The 21,415-nt window shown below is 61.6% G+C and carries 10 protein-coding genes and 1 pseudogene; 7 read left to right on the top strand and 4 right to left on the bottom strand.

The genetic code is table 11. The features are described from left to right. Window positions 1-42: 42 nt before the first annotated feature. Both FIU86_RS17885 and FIU86_RS17880 read right to left on the bottom strand, forming a co-directional pair. Entirely contained in the window at window positions 43-1,596 is a 1,554-nt protein-coding gene (locus FIU86_RS17885) for a lipopolysaccharide biosynthesis protein (protein ID WP_152476320.1), read from the bottom strand. Further along, complete coding sequence (locus tag FIU86_RS17880) at window positions 1,597-2,451, bottom strand: ExeA family protein (protein WP_152476319.1); 855 nt, start codon at window positions 2,449-2,451, stop codon at window positions 1,597-1,599. It lies immediately after the preceding gene. 334 nt (window positions 2,452-2,785) lie between these two features. On the opposite strand from FIU86_RS17880, the gene FIU86_RS17875 reads away from it, so the two are divergent. From FIU86_RS17875 to FIU86_RS23045, 3 genes are all read left to right on the top strand, one after another. Further along, window positions 2,786-3,403, top strand: coding sequence for a polysaccharide biosynthesis/export family protein (locus FIU86_RS17875; RefSeq protein WP_152476318.1), 618 nt, complete (start codon window positions 2,786-2,788; stop codon window positions 3,401-3,403). 73 nt (window positions 3,404-3,476) lie between these two features. Then, the gene (locus FIU86_RS17870) at window positions 3,477-4,823 is read left to right on the top strand and encodes a hypothetical protein (protein ID WP_152476317.1); all 1,347 of its coding nucleotides are present in this window, start codon (window positions 3,477-3,479) and stop codon (window positions 4,821-4,823) included. 262 nt (window positions 4,824-5,085) lie between these two features. Next, window positions 5,086-5,376, top strand: a complete 291-nt coding sequence (locus tag FIU86_RS23045; RefSeq protein ID WP_302848753.1) for a serine O-acetyltransferase — start codon at window positions 5,086-5,088, stop codon at window positions 5,374-5,376. A gap of 291 nt (window positions 5,377-5,667) precedes the next feature. Here FIU86_RS23045 and FIU86_RS22870 read toward each other — a convergent pair. Continuing rightward, a pseudogene (locus FIU86_RS22870) lies at window positions 5,668-6,008 on the bottom strand (transposase); the annotation flags it as partial. A gap of 355 nt (window positions 6,009-6,363) precedes the next feature. Between FIU86_RS22870 and FIU86_RS17855 the strand changes: the two are divergent. From FIU86_RS17855 to FIU86_RS17840, 4 genes are read left to right on the top strand one after another with little or no spacing between them, the layout of a single operon-like run. Continuing rightward, entirely contained in the window at window positions 6,364-12,840 is a 6,477-nt protein-coding gene (locus FIU86_RS17855) for a type I polyketide synthase (protein WP_152476315.1), read from the top strand. Continuing rightward, window positions 12,837-13,850, top strand: a complete 1,014-nt coding sequence (locus tag FIU86_RS17850; protein WP_152476314.1) for a glycosyltransferase family 2 protein — start codon at window positions 12,837-12,839, stop codon at window positions 13,848-13,850. Before FIU86_RS17855 ends, FIU86_RS17850 begins: the two co-directional genes overlap by 4 nt. A 14-nt stretch (window positions 13,851-13,864) precedes the next feature. Next, window positions 13,865-18,556, top strand: coding sequence for a MupA/Atu3671 family FMN-dependent luciferase-like monooxygenase (locus FIU86_RS17845; RefSeq protein WP_152476313.1), 4,692 nt, complete (start codon window positions 13,865-13,867; stop codon window positions 18,554-18,556). 8 nt (window positions 18,557-18,564) lie between these two features. Further along, the gene (locus FIU86_RS17840) at window positions 18,565-19,245 is read left to right on the top strand and encodes a 4'-phosphopantetheinyl transferase (protein ID WP_152476312.1); all 681 of its coding nucleotides are present in this window, start codon (window positions 18,565-18,567) and stop codon (window positions 19,243-19,245) included. A gap of 48 nt (window positions 19,246-19,293) precedes the next feature. Here the strand turns inward: FIU86_RS17840 and FIU86_RS17835 are convergent, their stop codons facing one another. Then, entirely contained in the window at window positions 19,294-21,408 is a 2,115-nt protein-coding gene (locus FIU86_RS17835) for an NAD-dependent epimerase/dehydratase family protein (protein ID WP_152476311.1), read from the bottom strand. Window positions 21,409-21,415 lie beyond the last annotated feature (7 nt).

The following is a 21,415-nucleotide window of genomic DNA, read 5'->3' as shown; positions in this document are numbered from 1 at the left end:
CACGAGCAAGGGGGCAAAGGCGGGCAAGGGGGCAAAGGCATGTCATAGCCGTATGCCCAGTTTTTCCATGACCTTCTCGGCGAGAAGATCAAGCGGCAGGTAGTAGATGTGGATCGCATAGAGCGCGGCGGGAATCCCGACCACAATAAGCAGAAGAACCAGAAGTTGCCGCGCGCGTCGCCAAATCCGCTGCCCCTTGGTCTGGATATAAGGAATTGTCGAGATCGGTGTGACCCCGAAGCGCTTGATGATGTCCTCGGGCCGACGGGCCGTATTGTTGATGAATTCCAGGAGTACGATAAGCGCGATGCCGGCCAGCATCCCCAGTCCGCTGCCCGCTACCGCCAGTTTCTTGCGGCTCGGTTTGGTGGGCCTGTCCGGGACCGTGGGCTGTTCGATTACCGTGATCCTCTGACCGCGGGAGCGGGTTTCGATCTGATCGCCGATCTGCGCTGCCGAGAGGCGCTCTTCGGCCCGCTCGTATTGATCCTGAATGGTCTCGTACTTGCGATTCATCTCTTCGAGAACGATTGCCACTTCTGGCGTTCTCTCGATCGTGGTCGTCAGCGCGTCGATGCGTTCCTGAATTCGCTCCTTTTGGGCTTGGAGCGCATCTATGCTTGCGTCGACTTCATCAAGTTGCACCCGCAGCACAGGCGGCAGGTCTTCTTCCGAAACCGGCTCGCGCGTTTCATTGGAAATATCGGCAGAGGCGTCGACGGCCGCCTTCAGGTTCTTGATACGGGTCTCGAGAAGCTTTACCCGAGGGTTATCGGGCGCATAGATCGCAAGCGCGTTCTGCAGCTCGGTCTTTGCCTCTTCAAGCGCCCGTTCTTCGGCGCTCTGGACCGGCGTGGTGGCGTCTTCGACCCCGCCGGTCAGTTCATAGAGCTGCACCAGCCGGGACCGCTGGCTGCGGAAACCGTTTATCTCGCGGTCGATCTCAGCCAACTGGTCCTGAAGGTCGGACTGCTGGTCCATCCGGAAATCCAGACTATCGGGCAGGGCATCGGTGTTGGCCTGCTTGAATTCAAGGATACGAGCCCCTTGCCGATCAATCTCGGCTCCCAGACGTTCCAGCTCCTGCTGGAAAAACTCCAGCGTTTCGGTGGACCGTCCACGCCGGAACTCTGTATCCTGCTGCAGGATGAGGTCCAGGTACGCGTTCAGCACCGCCGCCGTCGTGATCGCGACGGGCGCTTCGAAGCTGACGGTCATAAGTGGAACTTCCTGCGCGAAACGGTTGCTGGTCTGTATCCCTGTGCGATCTCGCATTCGGCCAATGATTTCGTCCGGGGACATTTCGGACATTTCCGGTAGCGCGTTGTGCTCGCGCGCGATGGTCAGTAGGTTGTTTCGTGTGAACACGCGCTGTTGCAAGAGCTGCAACTGCTCAAACGCGGGTGTCTGGACGGTCGAGCTTGCCAAGTCCTCGGGAATCTTCGGGGCCTCGACCAGCAGGACCATCCGGCTTTCGTAGACCGGAGGCAGGGTATAGGCCACGACGACAGATATCGCTGACACCAAGGTCGACACGATAAGAAAATAGGGCAGGCGCCTTTTGAAAACGGCAAGATAATAGCGCAGGTCTTCCATTCAGGATCCGTCCTCTTCGGTATCTGCCGCGCGGTTCATAAACACATTATCGTCGATGATTGCCTGAATCGTCCGGTTTTCAACGGTGTTTTCCTCCGCGCTCCAGGCGTAGAGCAACGCCAGATCGCAAAGCTGGTTAACCAATCGGGGAACACCGTCGGTTTCCTTGAATATATGATCGCAGGCCTCGCGTGTGAATTCGTTTCCCGTTCCACCAGCCGTGCGGAGACGATGCGAGATATACTGCGAAACGGTCTCGCGGGACATGCGCGACAGATGGAAGTTCGCCGAAATTCTCTGAACCAGTTGTTTCATGTTCGGCGCGTTAACCATATCTCGCAGTTCCGGTTGGCCGACAAGGATCAGCTGGATCAGAACATCCTTGTTGGAGTTGATGTTAGTCAACATTCGCAACTCCTCCAGCCCTTCTGCGGACAGGTTCTGGGCCTCGTCGATAATCAGAACGACCCGCGATCCGGCTGCGTATTCCGACAGAAGAAAATCCTGCAAAACCCGGAAAGACTGAACGTAGGCCGCCGCGGGGTCGACGTTTATGTCCAATGCGTTCAAGATCCACTGAACGAGTTCGCCACGTCCGCCCTGCGCGTTAGAGATCAGACCGATGGTGACGTTATCATCAATATCCGACAGGAGCTTCTGAAGCAGCGTGGTCTTCCCGGCCCCCACCTCGCCCGTGATGAGAGTGATCGGCGCTCGGGACATGATCCCGAATTCAAGGATCGAATAGGCGCGCTTGTGTTCCGGCGTCCAGTACATGTATTCGGGATCCGGCACGAGCGAGAACGGCCGTTCCGTTAACCCGAAAAAGGACTCGTAAAGCTGGTCTGCCGACATTTTGCGTCCAAGTTTCCCCTGTAGCGGTCGTGCGACGTAAAGGCCCTGAGCACCCGAGCCGGCTCCGACCCACTCACCGCTCTCCTTGCGCACCCCGAACCTTGCATAGGGACACGGAGGCGAAAGTGCAGCACGAATCTGCCACATTATCAAGAAACCGGTACACTTCTGTGTCCTGAGGGACGCGCATTGTTTCGACCAATCGGTAAATCTGCCGCAGTGACCATGTTTTGTAGCGATTTTCATACACATGGCGCGTCGGATTTGTCATAGTCCCTCCAAAGCAACGATCTGCTTGCAGGCAGGACTTGCATAACAAACAACAGGTGTATTCATGCGCAATAGCATTGGAAATCGGTTTGCGGCGCTCGTCCTGGGCCTCGGGCTGCTTCTGGCCTCCGCCCTGACAGCATCGGCGCAAAATTATGTCATTCGGTCGGGGGACATTCTGCAGGTCGATGTGCTTGAGGACTCGAGCTTGAACCGTCGTTTGCTGGTCCTGCCGGATGGCAGTATCAACTTTCCCATGGTGGGCGCGATCAGGGCTGCCGGACGCACGGTCGAACAAGTCCGGCGCAATCTGACCACGGCGCTCACTCCCAACTTCGCCTCGGCGCCCACTGTCTATGTGGCGATCGACGAGCTGGCCGAGATCGAGGAAACGAGCAACCTCATGGATGTCTACGCCATCGGCGAGTTCGAGGAGCCAGGGCGCATCGAGGTCAAACCGGGCACGACCCTGTTGCAATTCCTGGCCGAAGCCGGCGGTCTGAGCCGATTTGCCGCCGACAAGCGCATCGAACTGCACAGGACCGACCGGCACACTGGCCGCGTCAACACGTACCGGTTCAATTCCCGGACGCCGGCCGGCAGTGCGACGGGCATAAGCGGCGGTACGCGGCTGGCGCCGGGCGATGTGGTCGAAGCACCGCAACGCAGACTGTTTGAATAGCAGACGCCTCAGGATGAGATGGGCCAGAATATCCGCGCCCGCGCCTAGACTGGCGTGCAGCGCCTTGTGCCTGTTGGGCGCGGGCGTCCTGCCGGCCAGCGGCCAGGATGGCGAGCCTGGCCGTTTGATCACGTTCGGTGTCAGCCAGACGTTTTATGCACGCGACAACCTGATCCTGGCCCCAAGCTCTGCGGGCACCACCTATGCCTCGGACACGCGATTGTCCTTTGGACTGGACACCGAAACGGATATCGACAGCTTCTCGCTGTCGGCGGAGTCGGTCCTGCGGCTGCTTGACGATCCTCTGGTCGGCCGCGAGGCCCGCCTGAGTGACCCGCGCCTGAACGTGAGATATGAGCGAGACAACGGCAACAGCCAACTGGCTCTGTTCGCGAACTACTCGAAACTCGACCTGGCCTTTTCGGACCCGTTGTCGCAAAGCAGCCTGGGGGTAGCGGATTTCTTCCGAGGCCGCGGCACGAGAGAAGAGATCGTTGGTGGATTTCGGTTTGAAACCGGAGTTGAAGCGCCTTTGGGTTTTTTTGTCGAGGCGGATAGCAGAAGGCTGGATTACAGCGACACGACCGATCCTCTTTTGTTTGAGAACCGCACAGATCGGGCGCAGCTCGGATTCATTTTCCGCTTTTCGCCTGTCGCCCGTGCGACGCTTTCGTTCGAGGAAGAGCGCTTCGAGGCGGAAGACATCCGTGACACGGAACGGGACACCCGCGACATTACTCTCGGCCTGGAATACGATACGTCGCCCGTGTCGGTCTTCTCTCTGGAAGTCGGCCACACGGAGATCACCGAACGGCTGCTCGCACCTGTCGCCAGAAGCTCGACAAGTGGTCTTGTGGGGGGCGTCGGCTACACCCGGGAGATGCCGAACGGAGAACTGTCGATCGACGCCTCCACGATCCTGACGCAGCTTGGCAGACAGAACGAATTCGAGGTCGGACGGCGGCTGGAACTTCCGACGGGATCGCTGGATATCAGCCTCGGGGTGGCGCAGGGCGATACGTTCGATCCGCTGCCCATTGGCCGGATCGCATACATGACGGAGTGGCCGCGCAGTCGCTTCGACGTGGCTTTGTCGCGCGATGTCGCGATCAGTGATATCGTGAGCGACGCCACCATCACGACCCGGATGGACGCAGGCTACGAAGTTGATCTTACGGCGCTCTCAAGCCTCTCGTTTGATGTGGCCTACGCCGATATCGCGGTGGACGGTCCGGATCCTGCGGGGGTGAGTCAGGAACAGGGGAGTGTCTACCTTACCTATCGGCGCAATTTGACGGCAGACTGGGATATGAGCCTAGGGCTGGAGCATCGGTTTATCGATGAGGGTGCGCCGCTCGGGCGGGGAACGTCGAACGGCGTTTTCTTCTCGCTGGAGCGTGATTTCGAGCTTTTACGCTGAGGCATCACAGTTTGCAGTACCGATTGGAAATGGCACGGTGAAGGACATATCAGCTAGCAAAGCCGATTGGAGCCGCGAAGCTCCGACTCGCTGGTGGGACCCGTCCTGCAGGTTGCTGAAGTGCATTCGGGAGTACCAGGCGCTGGAGGGCCGGCGCCTGTCCCGAACGAGACGCAAACTTGTCGCGCTTCGGCACAGGTTCTGGTCGGCGGTGACCGGTGCGGATCTACCGCTGACAACCCAGATTAGCGGCGGCTTGATCATGCTGCATCCAAACGGGATCGTGGTTCATCCCGATACCGTAATCGGGCCGAACTGCATTCTTTTCCAGCAGGTTACACTCGGGACGAATCGGGGTGATAACGGGGCGCCGCTGTTGGGTGGGCATGTCGATGTTGGGCCGGGGGCGAAAATTCTCGGATCGGTCACGATCGGGGATCACGCGGTCATCGGCGCGAACGCCGTGGTTCTGAGCGATGTGCCGGCCGGCGCGACCGCCGTGGGGGTGCCCGCGCGCGTTCTGTCGAAGAAAGCGTTGGGCGTATCTCGTTGAGAACTTGTTCTTGAACGAGAGGCCTCTGGCCAATTCAATTCATGCACGGGGTGGGAGGAAGGCCGATGATGGGGCCGCGGCACGAGGGGCAGCCGGCGCTGTTTTACGATTTCTCGCTTGCGGAGCATGTGCCGCATAGCCAGCTACTGCGCTCCATCGACCGGTTTGTGGATCTGTCGGGGATCCGGACTTACCATGCCGATTTCTGCAGCCATATCTCATTCTCCGTATTCCCAATCTATTACCCGGAAGGCGAATGCGTAGCATTCTGCAGAGCGCGCCCGATCGTACTTTTTGGAGCAGCCGATTCTCAAGCTTCAGCTTAGCAACCACCTCTTTCAGAACGGCCGATTCTGACCGCAGCTGTTTTCCCCGGGTGTCGTCGCCTGGCGCGCAGTGTCGCCCGAAAGCAGGGACTTCCCGACTTCCAGGAACTCCTTGGACCAGGAATAATACAGGCTCTCGGCAATCTGCTCGCGGCGACACAGAGCGGAAATGCTCTCCTAGCCACGCAGGCCAGCCAGGACGATCCTGGTCTTCTCCTCAGCCGAGTAGTGTTTGCGGGTCTTCCGTTTGATGCCCCTGACCAGCTTGTCAGCCGTGTCTTCCGATGTTCCGGATGCTTTGTGCATCTTCGCTCCATAATGGCTTCGATGAACCAGAAATCCTCCGTTGCTCAAACCCATAAACCTGTCCGGTAGGCGCTGACGGATTACAGAAGAGAACAAAGGCAACCTCACACGCCAAAAATAAGCAAGCTCGGAAAACGAGCACTGACAGATTAGAGGGCAGAATCAGCTGATTCCCGTGATTCGCCGCGCAGGCGATTTTCTGTATAAGCGAAAATAGAACCGCGTTGCGGGTATTGCGCCCGGGACATGAACAGCGCGGGCTTTGATGCCGCAAAATAGGGGAGAGATTATTGACTCAATGCATTTTGTGGTATGACGCTGGTTTGATAGGTTTAGTAATATACAGGGTGATTTTATGAATGATTTGATCACGCAGAACGCCGAGTCTCAGAGCGCGGACTCAACCGCGACGGATATCGCGATTGTCGGGATGGCCGCGCATCTGCCCGGAGCCGACGGAATCGAGACATACTGGCGGAATCTGCGTGATGGCATCGAGTCGATCCGCAGATTCACGCGAGAGGAACTGATCGCGTCGGGCGAGGCGCCGCATATGCTGGATCGCCCTGATTACGTGCCCGCAGCCGGGCCTTTGGAGGGTTTCGCCGAGTTCGATGCCGAATTCTTTGGGCTCTCGCCCAAGGAAGCGGCGATCATGGACCCTCAGCACAGGCAGTTTCTGGAAGTCGCTTGGGAGGCGCTTGAGAATGCCGGTCATCCCCCGTCGGGCACCACAGGGCCCATCGGAGTCTATGCCGGCTGCGGTATGGGCAGCTATTTCTATTTCAACGTCTGCACCAACCGTGATCTCGTCGATGATGTTGGCCTGTTTCTTTTGCGCCATACCGGTAACGACAAGGATTTCCTTGCAACCCGCGTCAGCCATATCTTTGACCTGACCGGCCCCAGCGTGAACGTTCAGACCGCTTGTTCGACCTCTTTGGTGGCGACGCATTATGCGGTGCAAGCGCTGCTCAACGGGGATTGCGATATGGCAATCGCCGGTGGCTCGACGATCGAGTTGCCGCAAAACCGTGGCTACATCTACAAGGAAGGTGAGGTTCTTTCGCCCGACGGCCATTGCCACGCGTTCGACCATCGCGCTCAGGGCACCGTGTTCGGCTCCGGGGCGGGGGCCGTAGTTCTGCGTCGAATGGAAGATGCCATCCGGGACGGAGACCACATCTGGGCGGTGCTCAAGGGCTCGGCGATCAACAACGATGGCGCATCCAAGGCGGGTTATCTCGCTCCATCGGTAGAGGGGCAGGCCGAGGCGATGGCCGAGGCGCATGTGATGTCCGGTGTCACCGCCGACACGATTGACTATGTTGAGTGCCACGGCACGGGGACGTATCTGGGCGATCCGATCGAAGTGGCCGCGATGACCCAGGCATTTCAGGAAACCACTTCCGAGACAGGCTTTTGCAAACTGGGGTCGGTCAAGACGAATATCGGCCATCTGGACACCGCTGCCGGGGTCGCGAGCCTCATCAAGACCTCCCTGGCGCTTCACCACCGCCAGATCCCGCCATCGCTGAATTATGAAAAGCCGAACCCGGCGATAGACTTCGAGAACTCTCCGTTCCGCGTCAACGACCAATTGTCGGACTGGGTGAGCCACAGTGGGCCGCGCCGTGCGGCCGTCAACTCGCTTGGCGTTGGCGGCACCAATGCCCATGCCGTGCTCGAAGAGGCGCCGGAACGCGCGGCGTCCGAGCCGTCGGACTGGCCGTTCCAGATGCTGCTGCTGTCGGCACGTTCAAAGGCAGCCCTCGATGGCAATGCGCAGAACCTGGCAGCCCATCTGCGCGAACATACCGACGGGGATCTGGCAGACGTCGCCTGGACGCTCAAGGAAGGCCGCCACGCTTTCGAGAACCGTCGCGTTGTGGTTGCCGAAACCCACGAGGAAGCGGCCGCCAAGCTGGACGCCAACGATCCGCGCGAGGTCTTCAATCACGTTGCCCTCGACCGGCCGGACACGGTATTCATGTTCCCGGGCGGCGGCTCGCAATATGCCGGAATGGCACGCGATCTTTATGAGACCGAACCGGTGTTCGCCGAATGGATGGATCGCGGGCTCGAGATCCTTGATCCCAAGCTCGACTTTGACATCCGTGCCTTATGGTTGCCGGAAGAAGGCGCAGAAGACGATGCCGATGCCAAGCTGCAGAAACCGTCGGTTCAGCTGCCGCTGATCATGATCTGCGAGTATGCGCTGGCTCAGCTGTGGATGAGTTGGGGTGTCAAACCTGCCGCGCTTGTCGGGCATTCGATGGGTGAGAACACCGCGGCTTGTGTCGCCGGCGTGATGTCCTTCGAAGACTGTATCGGGCTTGTACATCTACGTGGGCGCTTGTTTGACACGGTGCCCGCCGGTGGCATGCTTTCAGTGGCGCTCGCAGCGGAAGATTTGAAACCGCTTCTGGGGGATGACCTTGATCTGGGGGCAGTAAATGCACCGTCGCTTTCAGTGGCCACCGGGCCAAAAGCCGCTCTCGAAAAGCTTGAACAAGACCTTAAGCGGCGTGACATCGACTTCCAACGGATACAGATAGATATCGCGGCTCATTCCCGCATGCTAGATCCCATTCTTGAGGATTTCAGGACCTATCTGAAGTCGATCGACCTCAAGCCGCCGCAGATTCCCTTTGCCTCAAATCGAACCGGCGAGATAATTTCGCCCGAACAGGCGACCGATCCCGATTACTGGGTCAATCATTTGCGCGGCACGGTCCTTTTCGCCGATTGCATGAGTACGCTGGCCGCGAAAAATCGGATCTTCATCGAGGTAGGCCCGGGCAAGGCGTTGTCTTCTCTGGCCGGTCAGCACCCGGAAATCGAGGCCAACCAGGTTATAGGCACTTTGCGGCACCCACAGGACGAGACGCCGGATGACGCGTATTTCCTTGCGATGCTGGGGCGTGTCTGGGCCCTTGGCGGAGAGATCGACTGGGCACAGTACTGGGGCGAGGCGCGACGTGTCCGCTTGCCCTTGCCGACCTATGCCTTCCGCCGGTCGCATTATTTCATCGAACCGGGAAAGGTCGAAAGCGAGGTAGACAGCAAGTGGCTCATGCGCGACGAAACGCCCGAGAACTGGGGCTGGGCCCCGGCCTGGCGTCCAGCCTATGCCGCCTGCGAAACCGATGTGACCGGGGATCTTTCCAATCTTTCGCCGCAGCGCTGGCTTATTTTCGAAGATGACGGGGGCCTTTGCGATGGCGTGACGGAGCGTCTGCGCTCAGCGGGCCACGAGGTGATAACGGTCCGTGCAGGTGACACTTTTGCGCGGGACGGAGAAGCAGGCTATATCCTGTCGCCTGAACGCGGCCGCGAGAGCTATGACGCGCTGATCGGCGATCTGATGGACCGCGAGTTTCTGCCCGACCGTGTCGTTCACGGTTGGCTGGCGACCACGCGGGAAAGTCATCGACCGGGATCGAGCTTTTTCCACCGAAACCTGGAGCAGGGCTTTTTCAGCCTGCTGTTCCTGGCCCAAGCCATCGGCGACGAAGGCTGGAGTCATTCCTTGCATGTGACTGTCCTGAGTTCCGGGGCGGTGCAAGTCCGCGACGAGGCGCTGCTCTTTCCGGAGAAGGCGACGCTCGCGGGGCCGGGTCGGGTGATCGGGCGGGAGTTTCCGCAGATGACGGTCTCGTCGCTCGATCTAGACCTGCCGCAGGCGAAGGGTCGGGCCATGCCCGACCTGTCGTCCTTCACGATCCCCGTGCTGGAAGAGATCCTGTCGCCGCCGGCGGCGTTGGAGGCGGCCGTGCGCGGGCAGAAGCGCTATGAAATGGTGTGGCGGCCCAAGCCTCTGGACGACCCGGAGGCCGGAGTGCCGCGCCTCAAGGAGAAGGGCGTTGTTCTGATCACCGGTGGTGTCGGCGGTATCGGCCTGACCCTTGCGCGGCGGCTGGTCGAGGTTGCTAGCGCGCGCATCGTGTTGATGTCACGCAGCGGCCTGCCGCCAAAGGACAGTTGGGACCAAGTGCTGGAGAATACCGCGCCGGGCGATCCTCTGGCGCGCCACATCCGCGCGGTGAAGGCGCTCGAAGACGCGGGCGGCGAGGTTATCTGCCTCGCCGGAGATGTCTCGAATGTCGAGGATCTGCGCGACGCCCGTGCCGAGATCGAGCAGACTATGGGGCCGGTGCACGGTATCATCCATGCTGCCGGCGTCGTCGAGGACGGTCTGATCCAGACCAAGTCGATGACCGAGATCGAGAATGTCTTTGCCCCCAAACTGCACGGCACGCGCGTTCTCGAGGACGTCTTTCCGGATGGAGACGTGGACTGGCTGGTTCTGTTTTCGTCCAGCTCCACCGCCACCGCGCCAACGGGGCAGGTGGATTACGTGGCGGCGAACGAGTATCTCAACGCTTACGCCCGGTCGCGCGCCGGCGACAAGACGCGTGTGCTCGCGATCGGATGGGGGATCTGGGCGGATACCGGCATGGCCGCCGATGCCATGGCCTTGCGCACCGGCGCCGGCAAGGACGCACCCGTGCTTCCCGCCGGCCTGCCACTTCTGGACAAAAAGACATTCGACGCCGTGGGCAACCGCGTCTTTACCGCCGAGTACGTCGCCAAGGATCGTTGGATCCTGAACGATCACCGAACCGGCGCGGGCCATGCTGTGCTGCCCGGCACTGGCTACCTGGAATTGGCCGCGGAGGCTCTGGCAGGGCAAGGGGAAACCGCCGCGTTCGAAATCCGCGATTTGTATTTCATGCGCCCGCTGGCGGTGGGCGCGGGTGAGACGAGACCGGTTTACCTGCGCCTTCCCAGAACCGACACGGGCTATGAGCTTGTGGTCGAAAGCGGTGCCGAGGACGCGCGGGAAGTGAACGCGCAGGCACAGATTTCGATCTTGCCGATGCGCAGGCCCGGTCCTCTGGACATTGCCGGGATCGCCGCACGCTGCGCCACACCGGTGCGCGCGGCGAAGGGCGGCTCGCTCAGAAGTGCGCAGGAAACCCATCTGCGCTTTGGGCCACGCTGGGGCGTGATCCAGTCGACCGCTCTTGGCAATGGCGAGGGGCTTGCAGAACTGGCCTTGCCCGAGGTTGCCCGCGGCGATACGCGGGCCGGGTACCGGCTGCATCCGGCGATGCTGGACCTCGCGACCGGCTGGGCGATGGAACTGATCGAAGGGTATGATCCCGAGGCCTATCTCTGGGTGCCGGTGTCGTATCGGTCGGTCAAGGTTTTCCGCGACCTGCCCGAACGCATCGTCAGTTGGGTGCGAAACGCCGGTGACAACAGGGCGGAGGGCGATATCGCGACCTTCGATGTGACGCTGGCAACGCCCGATGGCGAGGTCTGCGTCGATATCCATGGCTTCTCTATTCGGCGGATGGAGACCTCTGTCGGTTTCGCCGCCTCGGATCAGAGCGCCACCAAGGCCGGTGAGGAGACAATCGCGCCACTGTCGCCCGCCGAGGAACAGCTCCGTCACAACCTGACGCAGGGTATCCGCGCCGAAGAAGGGGGCGACCTGTTCCTGCGCGCACTTGCCTTGGACAAGGCGCCTACGGTCATCCTCTCGTCCATGGACCTGCCGTCCCTGATCCAGCAGGCGGGACAGGCCGAAGACACGCAGAAGAGCGGCGGTCAGACATTCGAGCGGCCACAGCTCGACAGTGAGTTCGTGGAACCGGAGGGCGCCATCGAAACCACGCTCGCGGGCTTCTGGGCCGAACTTCTGGGCGTGGACACTATTGGCGCCGAGGACAGCTTCTTTGACCTGGGCGGTCACTCGCTTATCGCGGTGCGGCTGTTCGCGCAGATCCGCAAAACCTGGAATGTCGATTTCCCCATTTCCGTGCTGTTCGAGGCCCCGACCATCCGCAAGGTCGCTGGCCTGATCGCAGAACGGGGTGTGTCTGACACCGGGGACGATGCGCAGTCTGACGGAAAGGACGATAGCGGGTCCGCCGCGCGGCCGGAACGGCGGTTTACCCATCTTGTGCCCATGCATTCCGGCGAAGGTGGGCCGCGCACGCCCTTCTTCTTGGTGGCCGGGATGTTCGGCAATGTCCTGAACCTGCGGCATCTGGCGCATCTGCTGGGCAATGACCGTCCTTTCTATGGCCTTCAGGCGCGGGGGCTCTATGGCGACGAGGAGCCGCATTTCACCATCGAGGAGGCCGCGCGCGATTACATCGCCGAGATGCGGCAGGTGCAGCCCGAGGGACCCTACATGATCGGCGGCTTTTCCGGGGGCGGCATCACGGCCTACGAGATTGCCCGTCAGCTGGAGGACGCCGGCGAAGAAATCGCATCGGTCATCTTACTGGATTCGCCCATGCCGGTGCGGCCACCGCTGACGCGGCGAGACCGGATCATGCTGAACTGGCTGAACCTGAAAGAGCAGGGTCCGTCTTATTTCTCGGCCTGGGTCCGCAATCGCATCGCCTGGGAAATGCAGAAACGCCGTGGCGGCGGAGACGCGGAAGATGACGGTCCCAAGTTCCATGATGCTGCAATCGAGGCGGCGTTCATGGAAAGCGTGGGCAAGTACCAAGTGCGACCCTGGAAAGGTCCGCTCGCGCTGTTCCGCCCGCCGCTCATGGCGCGGTGGGAAGTGGCGCCGGGCCGCCTGGTCAATAGCGAACGGCAGTACCTCTTTCCGGACAATGACTGGACCCGGTTCGTGCCGACGGTAGAGGTTTACGAGGTGCCGGGCGATCACGACTCCATGGTACTTGAGCCGAATGTCCGGGTGCTGGCGTCTCGGATCAAGCGTGTTCTGGAACGCGCCGAAGCCGAGATTGCCGAACGCCCGGTAGAGGACGCGCCGATCTACGAGGACGCCGTCGCATGAGCAGTCCCACTGTTTTGACCGTCGTGCTGAACTACAAGACCGCAGAGATGACGCTCCGGGCCGTCGAGGCGGTCAAAGATGCTATGGATGGACTATCGGGCGGGATCGCGATTGTCGACAACGATAGTCAAGATGGATCCTTTGAGATGTTGTCCGGAGAGGTCGCGTCACGTGGCTGGGATGCGGAAGGTCGCGTCCGCGTGATAATGTCGCCGCGCAACGGCGGCTTTGGAGCGGGCAACAACGTTGGGATACGCGCCGGGCTGGCCGACGGATCGGCACCTGATTACGTCTACATCCTCAATTCCGACGCCTTTCCGGCCCCGGACGCCCTGCGCATACTTCTGGATCATCTCGAAGCGACGCCCGAGACGGGCTTTGCCGGAAGCTATATTCACGGGCCAGACGGCGATACTCATCTGACCAGCTTTCGATTTCCGTCCATTGCCAGTGAATTCGAAGGTTCAATCCACTTCGGCCCGGTCTCGCGCCTGTTCAGAAAGTACCGCGTACCGATTGAGACCCCGACCGAGACCCGGACGGTCGATTGGCTGGCCGGCGCGTCGATGCTGATGAGGCAGTCGGTTCTGGATGAAATAGGTCTCTTCGACGAGACCTTCTTTCTGTATTTTGAGGAAACCGATCTGTGCCTGCGCGCCCGCCGAGCCGGACACCAGACCGACTATCTTCCCGCCAGCAAGGTAGCGCATATCGGGTCGGTCTCGACCGGCATGAAGACATGGCGGCGCGTTCCGGGTTACTGGTTTGACAGCCGTTGGCATTACTTTTCCAAGAACCATGGGACGCTCTATGCGATCACGGCGACGCTGGCCCATGTCGCGGGCGGCGCGCTGCATCGGCTGCGGTGTCTGTTGACCAGACGCAGGCACAACGATCCGCCTCGCTTTCTCCGGACGCTTCTTCTTCATGATCTTCGGGCGCTGTTTCGCGGACGTGCCGCAATCCGCGAGCCCGCCACGAAGGGCCCTGTTCCAAATTTCCACGCATAGGCATTGATCTCATTATGACCCAGTTCAGTTCACTTCTCATCGGCAACGAAAGCCTCCTGATCCAGTGTGGCGATCTGTTACGCGGCGCGGGTCACAAGATCACCGCCGTGGTGACGCGCAACGAGGATGTCGCAGCTTGGGCCGAGGCGGCGGGGCTGAAGGTGATCGCGCCGGGCCGTGACCTCGGCGCGCGCCTTGGCGGGCTTGAGTTCGACTGGTTGCTGTCGATTGCCAATCTCGATCTCATCCCGGAGGACGTGATCGCCCTGGCACGGCGAGGCGCGGTCAATTTTCACGATGGACCCTTGCCCGCCTATGCCGGATTGAATGCGCCGGTCTGGGCGAAACTGGCGGGAGAGAACCGGCACGGAATCTCCTGGCACCTGATCGAGGGCGGTGTGGACGAGGGCGATATCATTGCCTCCAAGGCGTTCGAGATCACCGATGAGGACACGGCCTTTTCGCTCAACACAAAGTCCTACGTCGCCGCGATTGAAAGCTTCACGGATCTGATGGCGGAGCTGTCGGGATCCGCGCCGGCCCGTCATGCACAGGATCTGGAGCAACGAAGCTATTTTGCGCGTGACGCCCGACCGATGGCCGGGGCTGTCATGAACTTCAACAAGCCGGCCGAAGAATTGCTGCGCCTCATACGTGCGCTCGACCACGGTGAATACTGGAACCCGCTCTGCCTGCCCAAGTTCGAAACTGGCGGGCGGGTGTATCTCGCCCGTGAAGGGCATGTATCGGAAAGTGTCTCGGAAGCGGCGCCGGGTGCGGTGCTTGCGGCGGATGACGATCAGCTCTGTATCGCCACCGAACGCGGCGATCTTGTTCTGACATCCGTCACGGCCCTCGACGGCGCGCGCGTGCAACCATCGGAGATCACTCGCGTTGGCGCGATCCTACAAAGTCCTCCGGCCGATCTCAGAAAACAGATTCACAAAGACCTTGCACCGCTTGCCAAGCACGACCCGGTTTGGCGCCTTGCACTCGAAGCGATTGAGCCCGTCGAACTGCCGCTGATATCTGCCGCGTCCGGTCCGGCTCGACCACTGGCGAGGAACGTGTCTATCCCGCCAGGAGTAACGGCCGATCAGGTTCGCACCGCGTTCGCCCTGATGATGGCTCGACTGAGCGGCAGCGCAACAGCCGATCTGGCACTTGCGGTGCCGCGGCTGTCCGGACCGGCGGCGGCGCAAGTCTGCGAGTGGGTGCCGGTGCGGCTCGCGCAATCAGACAGTTTCTCCCAGATGACAGGTGACCTATCGAATTCGATTTCGGCGGCGCGCGCACGCGGACCGTTTGCGGCGGATCTTCTGGCGCGCCTGCCCGGAGCAAGACCAACCCTGCCGGAACTTGCGCTGTCGGAGGACGCAGAGGCGGGTCTGGTGGGTCCGTCCGCGCTGACGCTGGCGGCCACGGAAGGCACTGCGACGCTTTACGGAGATGCGGCGCGCGTTTCAGCGGCGGCGCTGGATCTTTATGCCGCACGTCTTTCGCATCTTGTGGCGCATCTGGGCGATAGCGATGACCCGGCTACGTTGCCGATCCTTCCGGAGGAAGAGCGTCGGACCATGCTGGTGGACTGGAACGCCACCGAGACGGATTATGATGCCGCGCAATGCATGCATCAGGCGTTCGAAGCGCAGGTGACGCGCACACCAGAGGCCGAGGCGCTTGCATTTGAAGGGGAGAGTCTGACCTACACCGCGCTGAACGCCGCCGCGAACCGGATGGCGCATCGTCTGATTGGTATGGGGGTCAAGCCCGGAGTGATTGTAGGGCTGCACCTTCCGCGCTCGGCGGAGATGGTCATCGCGGCACTTGCAATCCTCAAGACGGGGGGCGCTTATCTCCCTATGGATCCCTCTTATCCGGCCGACCGCACCGCGCTATATCTCGAGGACAGTGAGGCCGGCGTGATCGTGACCAACGCCGCACTGGCCGCAGCGCTCCCGTCAAGTGAGGCTGAGGTTCTCGATATCGACAAAGACATGTCAGACCAGCCCGAGACAAACCCCGACAGCGGCGTGACAGGAGAGGATCTGGCTTACATGATCTACACGTCCGGCTCGACCGGACGGCCAAAGGGCGTGATGGTCGAGCACCGCAACGTCGCCAATTTCTTTGCGGGCATGGACGACAGGATCGACCACGAGCGGGGCGGGGTCTGGCTTGCCGTTACGTCACTGTCCTTCGATATTTCGGTGCTGGAACTGTTCTGGACGCTAGCGCGCGGTTTCAAGCTGGTGATCTCGGGTGATGAAAGCCGGGCCTTGGTCGCGGGCGACGGGGCAGGGGGCGGCGCCGGGGTCGGCGGCATGGAATTCAGCCTGTACTACTGGGGCAATGACGACGGCACAGGACGCGGCAAGTATCGGTCTTTGCTCGAAGGGGCGAAGTTCGCCGATACGCACGGCTTTTGCGCGGTCTGGACGCCCGAACGCCATTTCCACGCCTTTGGCGGCCCTTATCCAAACCCATCGGTGACCGGCGCCGCGGTGGCGGGGCTGACGCAGAATATCGGTGTGCGGGCAGGCTCTTGCGTGGCGCCGCTGCACCATACTGCGCGCATCGCCGAGGAATGGTCCGTAATCGACAACCTGACCGAAGGGCGTGCCGGCCTTGCCATTGCAAGCGGCTGGCAACCCGATGATTTCGTGCTGCGCCCTGAGAATACGCCGCCAGAAAACAAGCCTGCCATGTTCCGGCAGATTGCCGAACTGCGCCGCCTTTGGGCGGGCGAGCCCGTGGCCTTTGCCCGCCAGAATGGCGAGATGCACGAAGTCGTCACCCAGCCGCGTCCGATCTCTAAGACGCCGGAACTTTGGGTCACGACCGCCGGAAACCCGGAAACCTGGAAGGAAGCGGGGCGCAACGGGTGCAACGTGCTGACGCATCTTCTTGGCCAGTCCATCGACGAGGTCGCCGGAAAGATCGAGATCTATCACGAAGCCCTCAGAGCCGCCGGACACGATCCGGCACGCTTCAAGGTCACGCTGATGCTGCATACCTTCCTCGCCGACAGCCGAGAGGCGGCGCGCGAGATCGCGCGCGAACCGATGAAGGATTACCTGCGTTCTGCGGCGGGCCTCATCAAGCAATACGCCTGGGCCTTCCCGGCCTTCAAGAAGCCGAAGGGTGTCGACAATGCCTTCCAACTCGACCTCGGGTCGCTGACCGAAGAGGAACTGGAGGGCATTCTGGATTTCGCGTTCGAACGCTATTTCAACGACAGCGGCCTCTTTGGCACCATCGAAGACGCGATGACGCGGGTCGCGCAGGTTAAAGAGATCGGGGTGACGGAAATCGCCTGCCTGATCGACTACGGCATCGAGGTCGATACCCTGCTCGATGGTTTGACGCCGCTGGCGGAGGTTGTGGCACGGGCCGATGCCAATGCGGGTCCGGCAGCGGACGATTTCTCAATCGCGGCGCAAATCTCGCGCCACAAGGTCACGCATCTTCAATGCACACCCTCGATGGCGCGAATGCTGTTGATGAACGAGGAATCCAGCGCGGCCCTGTCGCAGGTCAAGCATCTGATGCTGGGCGGCGAGGCGTTGCCCGGCGCGCTGGTTGGCGAGCTTGCAACGCTGACAGATGCACATGTTGAAAACATGTACGGGCCGACGGAAACGACGATCTGGTCTACGACGCGCAAGGCCGAGACGGGCGCGGGCGTTGTCGGTATCGGTACGCCCATCGCCAATACGCAGGTCTACGTTCTGGACGACAAGATGGAGCCGGTGCCAGTTGGCGTGCCCGGTGAACTCTATATCGGCGGCGACGGCGTCACACGGGGCTACTGGAAGCGCGAGGATCTGACGGCCGAACGCTTTGTCCCCGATCCGTTCTCGGATCGAACGAGCGCGCGGCTCTATCGCACGGGCGACCTGGCGCGATGGCTGCCGGAGGGCGAGCTGGACTTCCTCGGTCGCGCCGATTTCCAGGTCAAGCTGCGTGGTTACCGGATCGAACTGGGTGAAATCGAGAGCGCCCTGGATAGGCTGGACACTGTGCGCCAGTCCGTGGTCGTGGTGCGGGAGGATATTCCGGGTACGCAGGTACTGGTGGCCTATCTTCTCGCCGATGCTGCGATAGACGAGGCGGCCCTGAAATCTGCGCTGTCCGAAGTTCTGCCCGCGCACATGATTCCCGCACGCTTCGTGACGCTCGACGCATTCCCCCTGACGCCCAACAAGAAGGTGGATCGCAGCGCCCTGCCGGCGTGGTCCGCGCCCGAGCGCGAGGTGGCCGCGGCGCCAAAACCTGCCTCAACACCAACAGACGCGGACACTCCGCCGACAACTGCCGGATTCGACGGAGATGTCGAGGGCGAGATTTCCGCGATCTGGAGCGCGATACTTGGCGTCGGCAACATATCGGCGCGCGATAATTTCTTCGATCTGGGGGGGCACTCGCTTCTTGCAGTACAGGCACATCGCGAAATCAAGTCGAAGCTGGGGGTGGCAAAGTTGTCGATCACCGACATTTTCCGCTTTCCGGTTCTGGGAGATCTCGCAGAGGCGGTTGGCGACAAGCTCGACGGCGGCCGCGCCCCGGCCCGTTCAGCGCCGGCTATGAAGACGACTTCCCAAACCGTGCTCGCGCCAGAAACAACCGAGGCGCCGGCCGTGTCGCGTGAGGATGCCATGGCGCGCCGACGTGAGATGCGTGCGCGGCGTCGCCGGGGCTCCTGACCGGTTCGATGCTTGCGACACGGAGGCTCCGGGACGCCATCGAAGCTTATCTCGGCGCAGAAGCCGCAACCCGCGTCGGGATCGGGCTTGCCGACACAAGCTCGCGCGCCGAAGGGCTTTGGCCGTCCGAGCAGACAGCGACCGGGGGCATGGTCGAAAAGAGGCTCCGGGAATTCGCGGCGGGACGGGCCGCCGCGCGCTTGGCGATGGCGGAACTCGGCGTTGATGCGTCGGGCGTGCCGATGGCCGCGGATCGCGCACCCATCTGGCCGGAGGGGCTGACCGGGTCGATCACTCATACCGATCTACATGCCTTGTCGCTTGTGGCCTTTCGCCGCGACATGCGCGCCATAGGTGTCGATCTGGAAGATGCCGTGCCGCTGGCGCCGGACCTGTGGAATATCGTCCTGAGCGGGGCCGAGACCGCCTCTGTCTCAGGCGGGATCGCGGCAAAGCGGATCTTTTCCGCAAAGGAAGCCGTGTTCAAAGCGCAGTATCCGGTGACCGGGCGTCTGCTGGGATTTCTCGATGTCGAGGTCGTGCTTACAAAAACAGGGTTCGCAGCGCGCATCGAACCTCATTCTCCGGGACTTCCCGAAACCCTCAACGGCCTGTCCGTCGTCGCGGATGACGTTATCCTGTCTGTCCTCTCGATCCCCGAGACCGGTGCCAACGGTTACGACGCTTGATCCTGGGGTCCAATGTCGGTGCTGGCGCCTGGTTCGGCATGGCCTGACTCAGGTCTGGCCAATAGACCGGCTGTGGTCCAGTCCGAACAGGTTGGCCTCGGCGATGCCGCGCTGGATGAAAGCGTCGCGGTTAGATTCCGGACGCCAGCCCAGAAGATCCTTGGGCCGGTCGTTCACGAAGCGCGAGAAATGCGCACGGCTTTTCCAGTCTGCCAGTGATGGCCGGACAACCCCATGCCGGCGCAGGGCGTATTTCTTGAGCGCGTACTTCACCGCGTCGCCGGCATAGAAGGCATAGAGATTGCCGGGCTGCACGTCGATCTTTGCCCCTAGAACCTCATGGATTGCCTTGAAATAGCCCTGGGCAGACAGCATCGGGTCCCCGACCAGGTTGAAGCTCTGGCCTTCAACGTCCGCGTCGATCATGCGTACCAGCCCGTCAGCAATATCGTCATTGAGCACGAACGGCAGGATGTTGCGCCCGTGGCCCCAGATCCGGACCGCCCCCGCGCCGTGCCAGCGCCCGATGCCCCAATGCTGAAGCGGGCCGCCCGGTCCGATAACGATACCGGGTCGGGCGATGACCAGTGGCAGGCCGCGCTCACGGTGCCTTGCTAGCAGCTGGCGTTCACATTCCGCCTTGGATCGCGCGTAAAGGTTTCGGGTCGTCATGTCGGCGGGAAAGGGAGTGTCCTCGGTAATCTTCGCACTGGGATCCGACATGTCGTATGACGCTATGGTGCCGGTGTAGATCAACCGTTTGACGCCCGCTTCCTCGGCGGCATCGGCGACGCGAAGTGCAACACCCACATCGTTCTCGAGCGCTGCCTCCCACGTGTCTTCCAGCGCCTTGGCCAGGTTGAAGACCACGTCGATCCCCTTCATCGCCTCGGTCAGGCCGTCGCGATCGCGCAGCGAAACACCGACGGTCTCTACATTGTCGGGCAGATCGGGAAACGGGCCGGTCTTGCCACGCGACAGTACCCGCACGTCCCGGCCGTCGGCCACGAGGCGGCGGGTCAGGGCGCGCCCGATAAACCCCGTGCCGCCAATGACCATGGCGGTCGGTTGCGGCTTGCGGGTTTGCACGGCGGGCGCGGCGGGCGTCATCTGTTCAGCCGGAAGCGCATCAATGGCGGCGTCAATCGCCCGCATGACGGCCAGGGCTGAGGCGCCATCAAACCGCTGGTCCTTGGAGCCACCATAGATCGCGGCGGTCATGCCTCTAAAACTGCGGCCATAGGGATTGAGCGTGTTGAGCGAGCGCAGCTGAACCCATGCGTTGGACCAGCCTGCGCGCCGGTGTTCCCGCGCCAGCCGCCGCTGGCGGTTCAGTGGGTTTAGCACCAGATCAGACGCATTCTCGCGCTCGACGGTCAAGACGTCGGCAGCATAGTCAAGCCGTGCCCGCGCAGAGGAGCCGCGCAATGTGACGGACCGGTCGTCGATCACCTCGACCATGGTCAGGTGAAACGTGACGTCGACGCCGCCCGCGCGGGCGAGGATACGAAAACCCTGCGGACGTGGATCGTTTCCTGGCAAGTCGACCGGGTAAGACGCCTGCGCGCTCAACACCTCGATTTCACCAAAGAGATCGTGCGCGAAGGCGAAAGCGTGCGGGCCGAGTTCCAGAAGCAGGTTCTTGGGCTCGCGCAAAAGCCAAAGGTTGAACGGGCCCGACCGTAGCGGCGCGAGCGGCAGCGCCCAAGTGATCTCTGCGGTCGAGATGAGCCCATATTCGCCGGCCTGCATGTCGGCCTTCATCCGGGTATAGGCCGGAAGGCCGAGAAAGTTGTGCCCGGGCGTGAACCTGCGTCCGGTACGCCTGGCGGTGTCCAAAATCCTGCGCGTGTCTTCAGCGCTTTCGGCGACGGGCTTTTCGACCAGTACGTCAAGCCCGCCTTCCAGGCACTGGATGGCGAGCGCGGCATGCAGATGCGGCGGCGTGAGGATGTGCACGGCCTCGCAAACGCCGGACGCGAGAAGATCCTCAACCGAGGTGAATGACCGCGCGCCATGCGCGGCGGCAAGTGCCTCCGCCGCTCCGGCGCTGACATCGCAGACCGCTGCGAGCGTCACGCCGGGCGTGTCCTTGAGCGCGTCGGCGTGCCAGCTTGCGATATATCCTGCGCCGATCAGCCCGACGGAAATGGGTTTGGACATGAAGAAC

Origin of the sequence: Roseovarius sp. THAF9 (genome assembly GCF_009363715.1) — a bacterium.
Taxonomy (GTDB): domain Bacteria; phylum Pseudomonadota; class Alphaproteobacteria; order Rhodobacterales; family Rhodobacteraceae; genus Roseovarius.
Note: the sequence above shows the minus strand (reverse complement) of the source record. Positions and strands in the feature narration are given on the sequence as shown.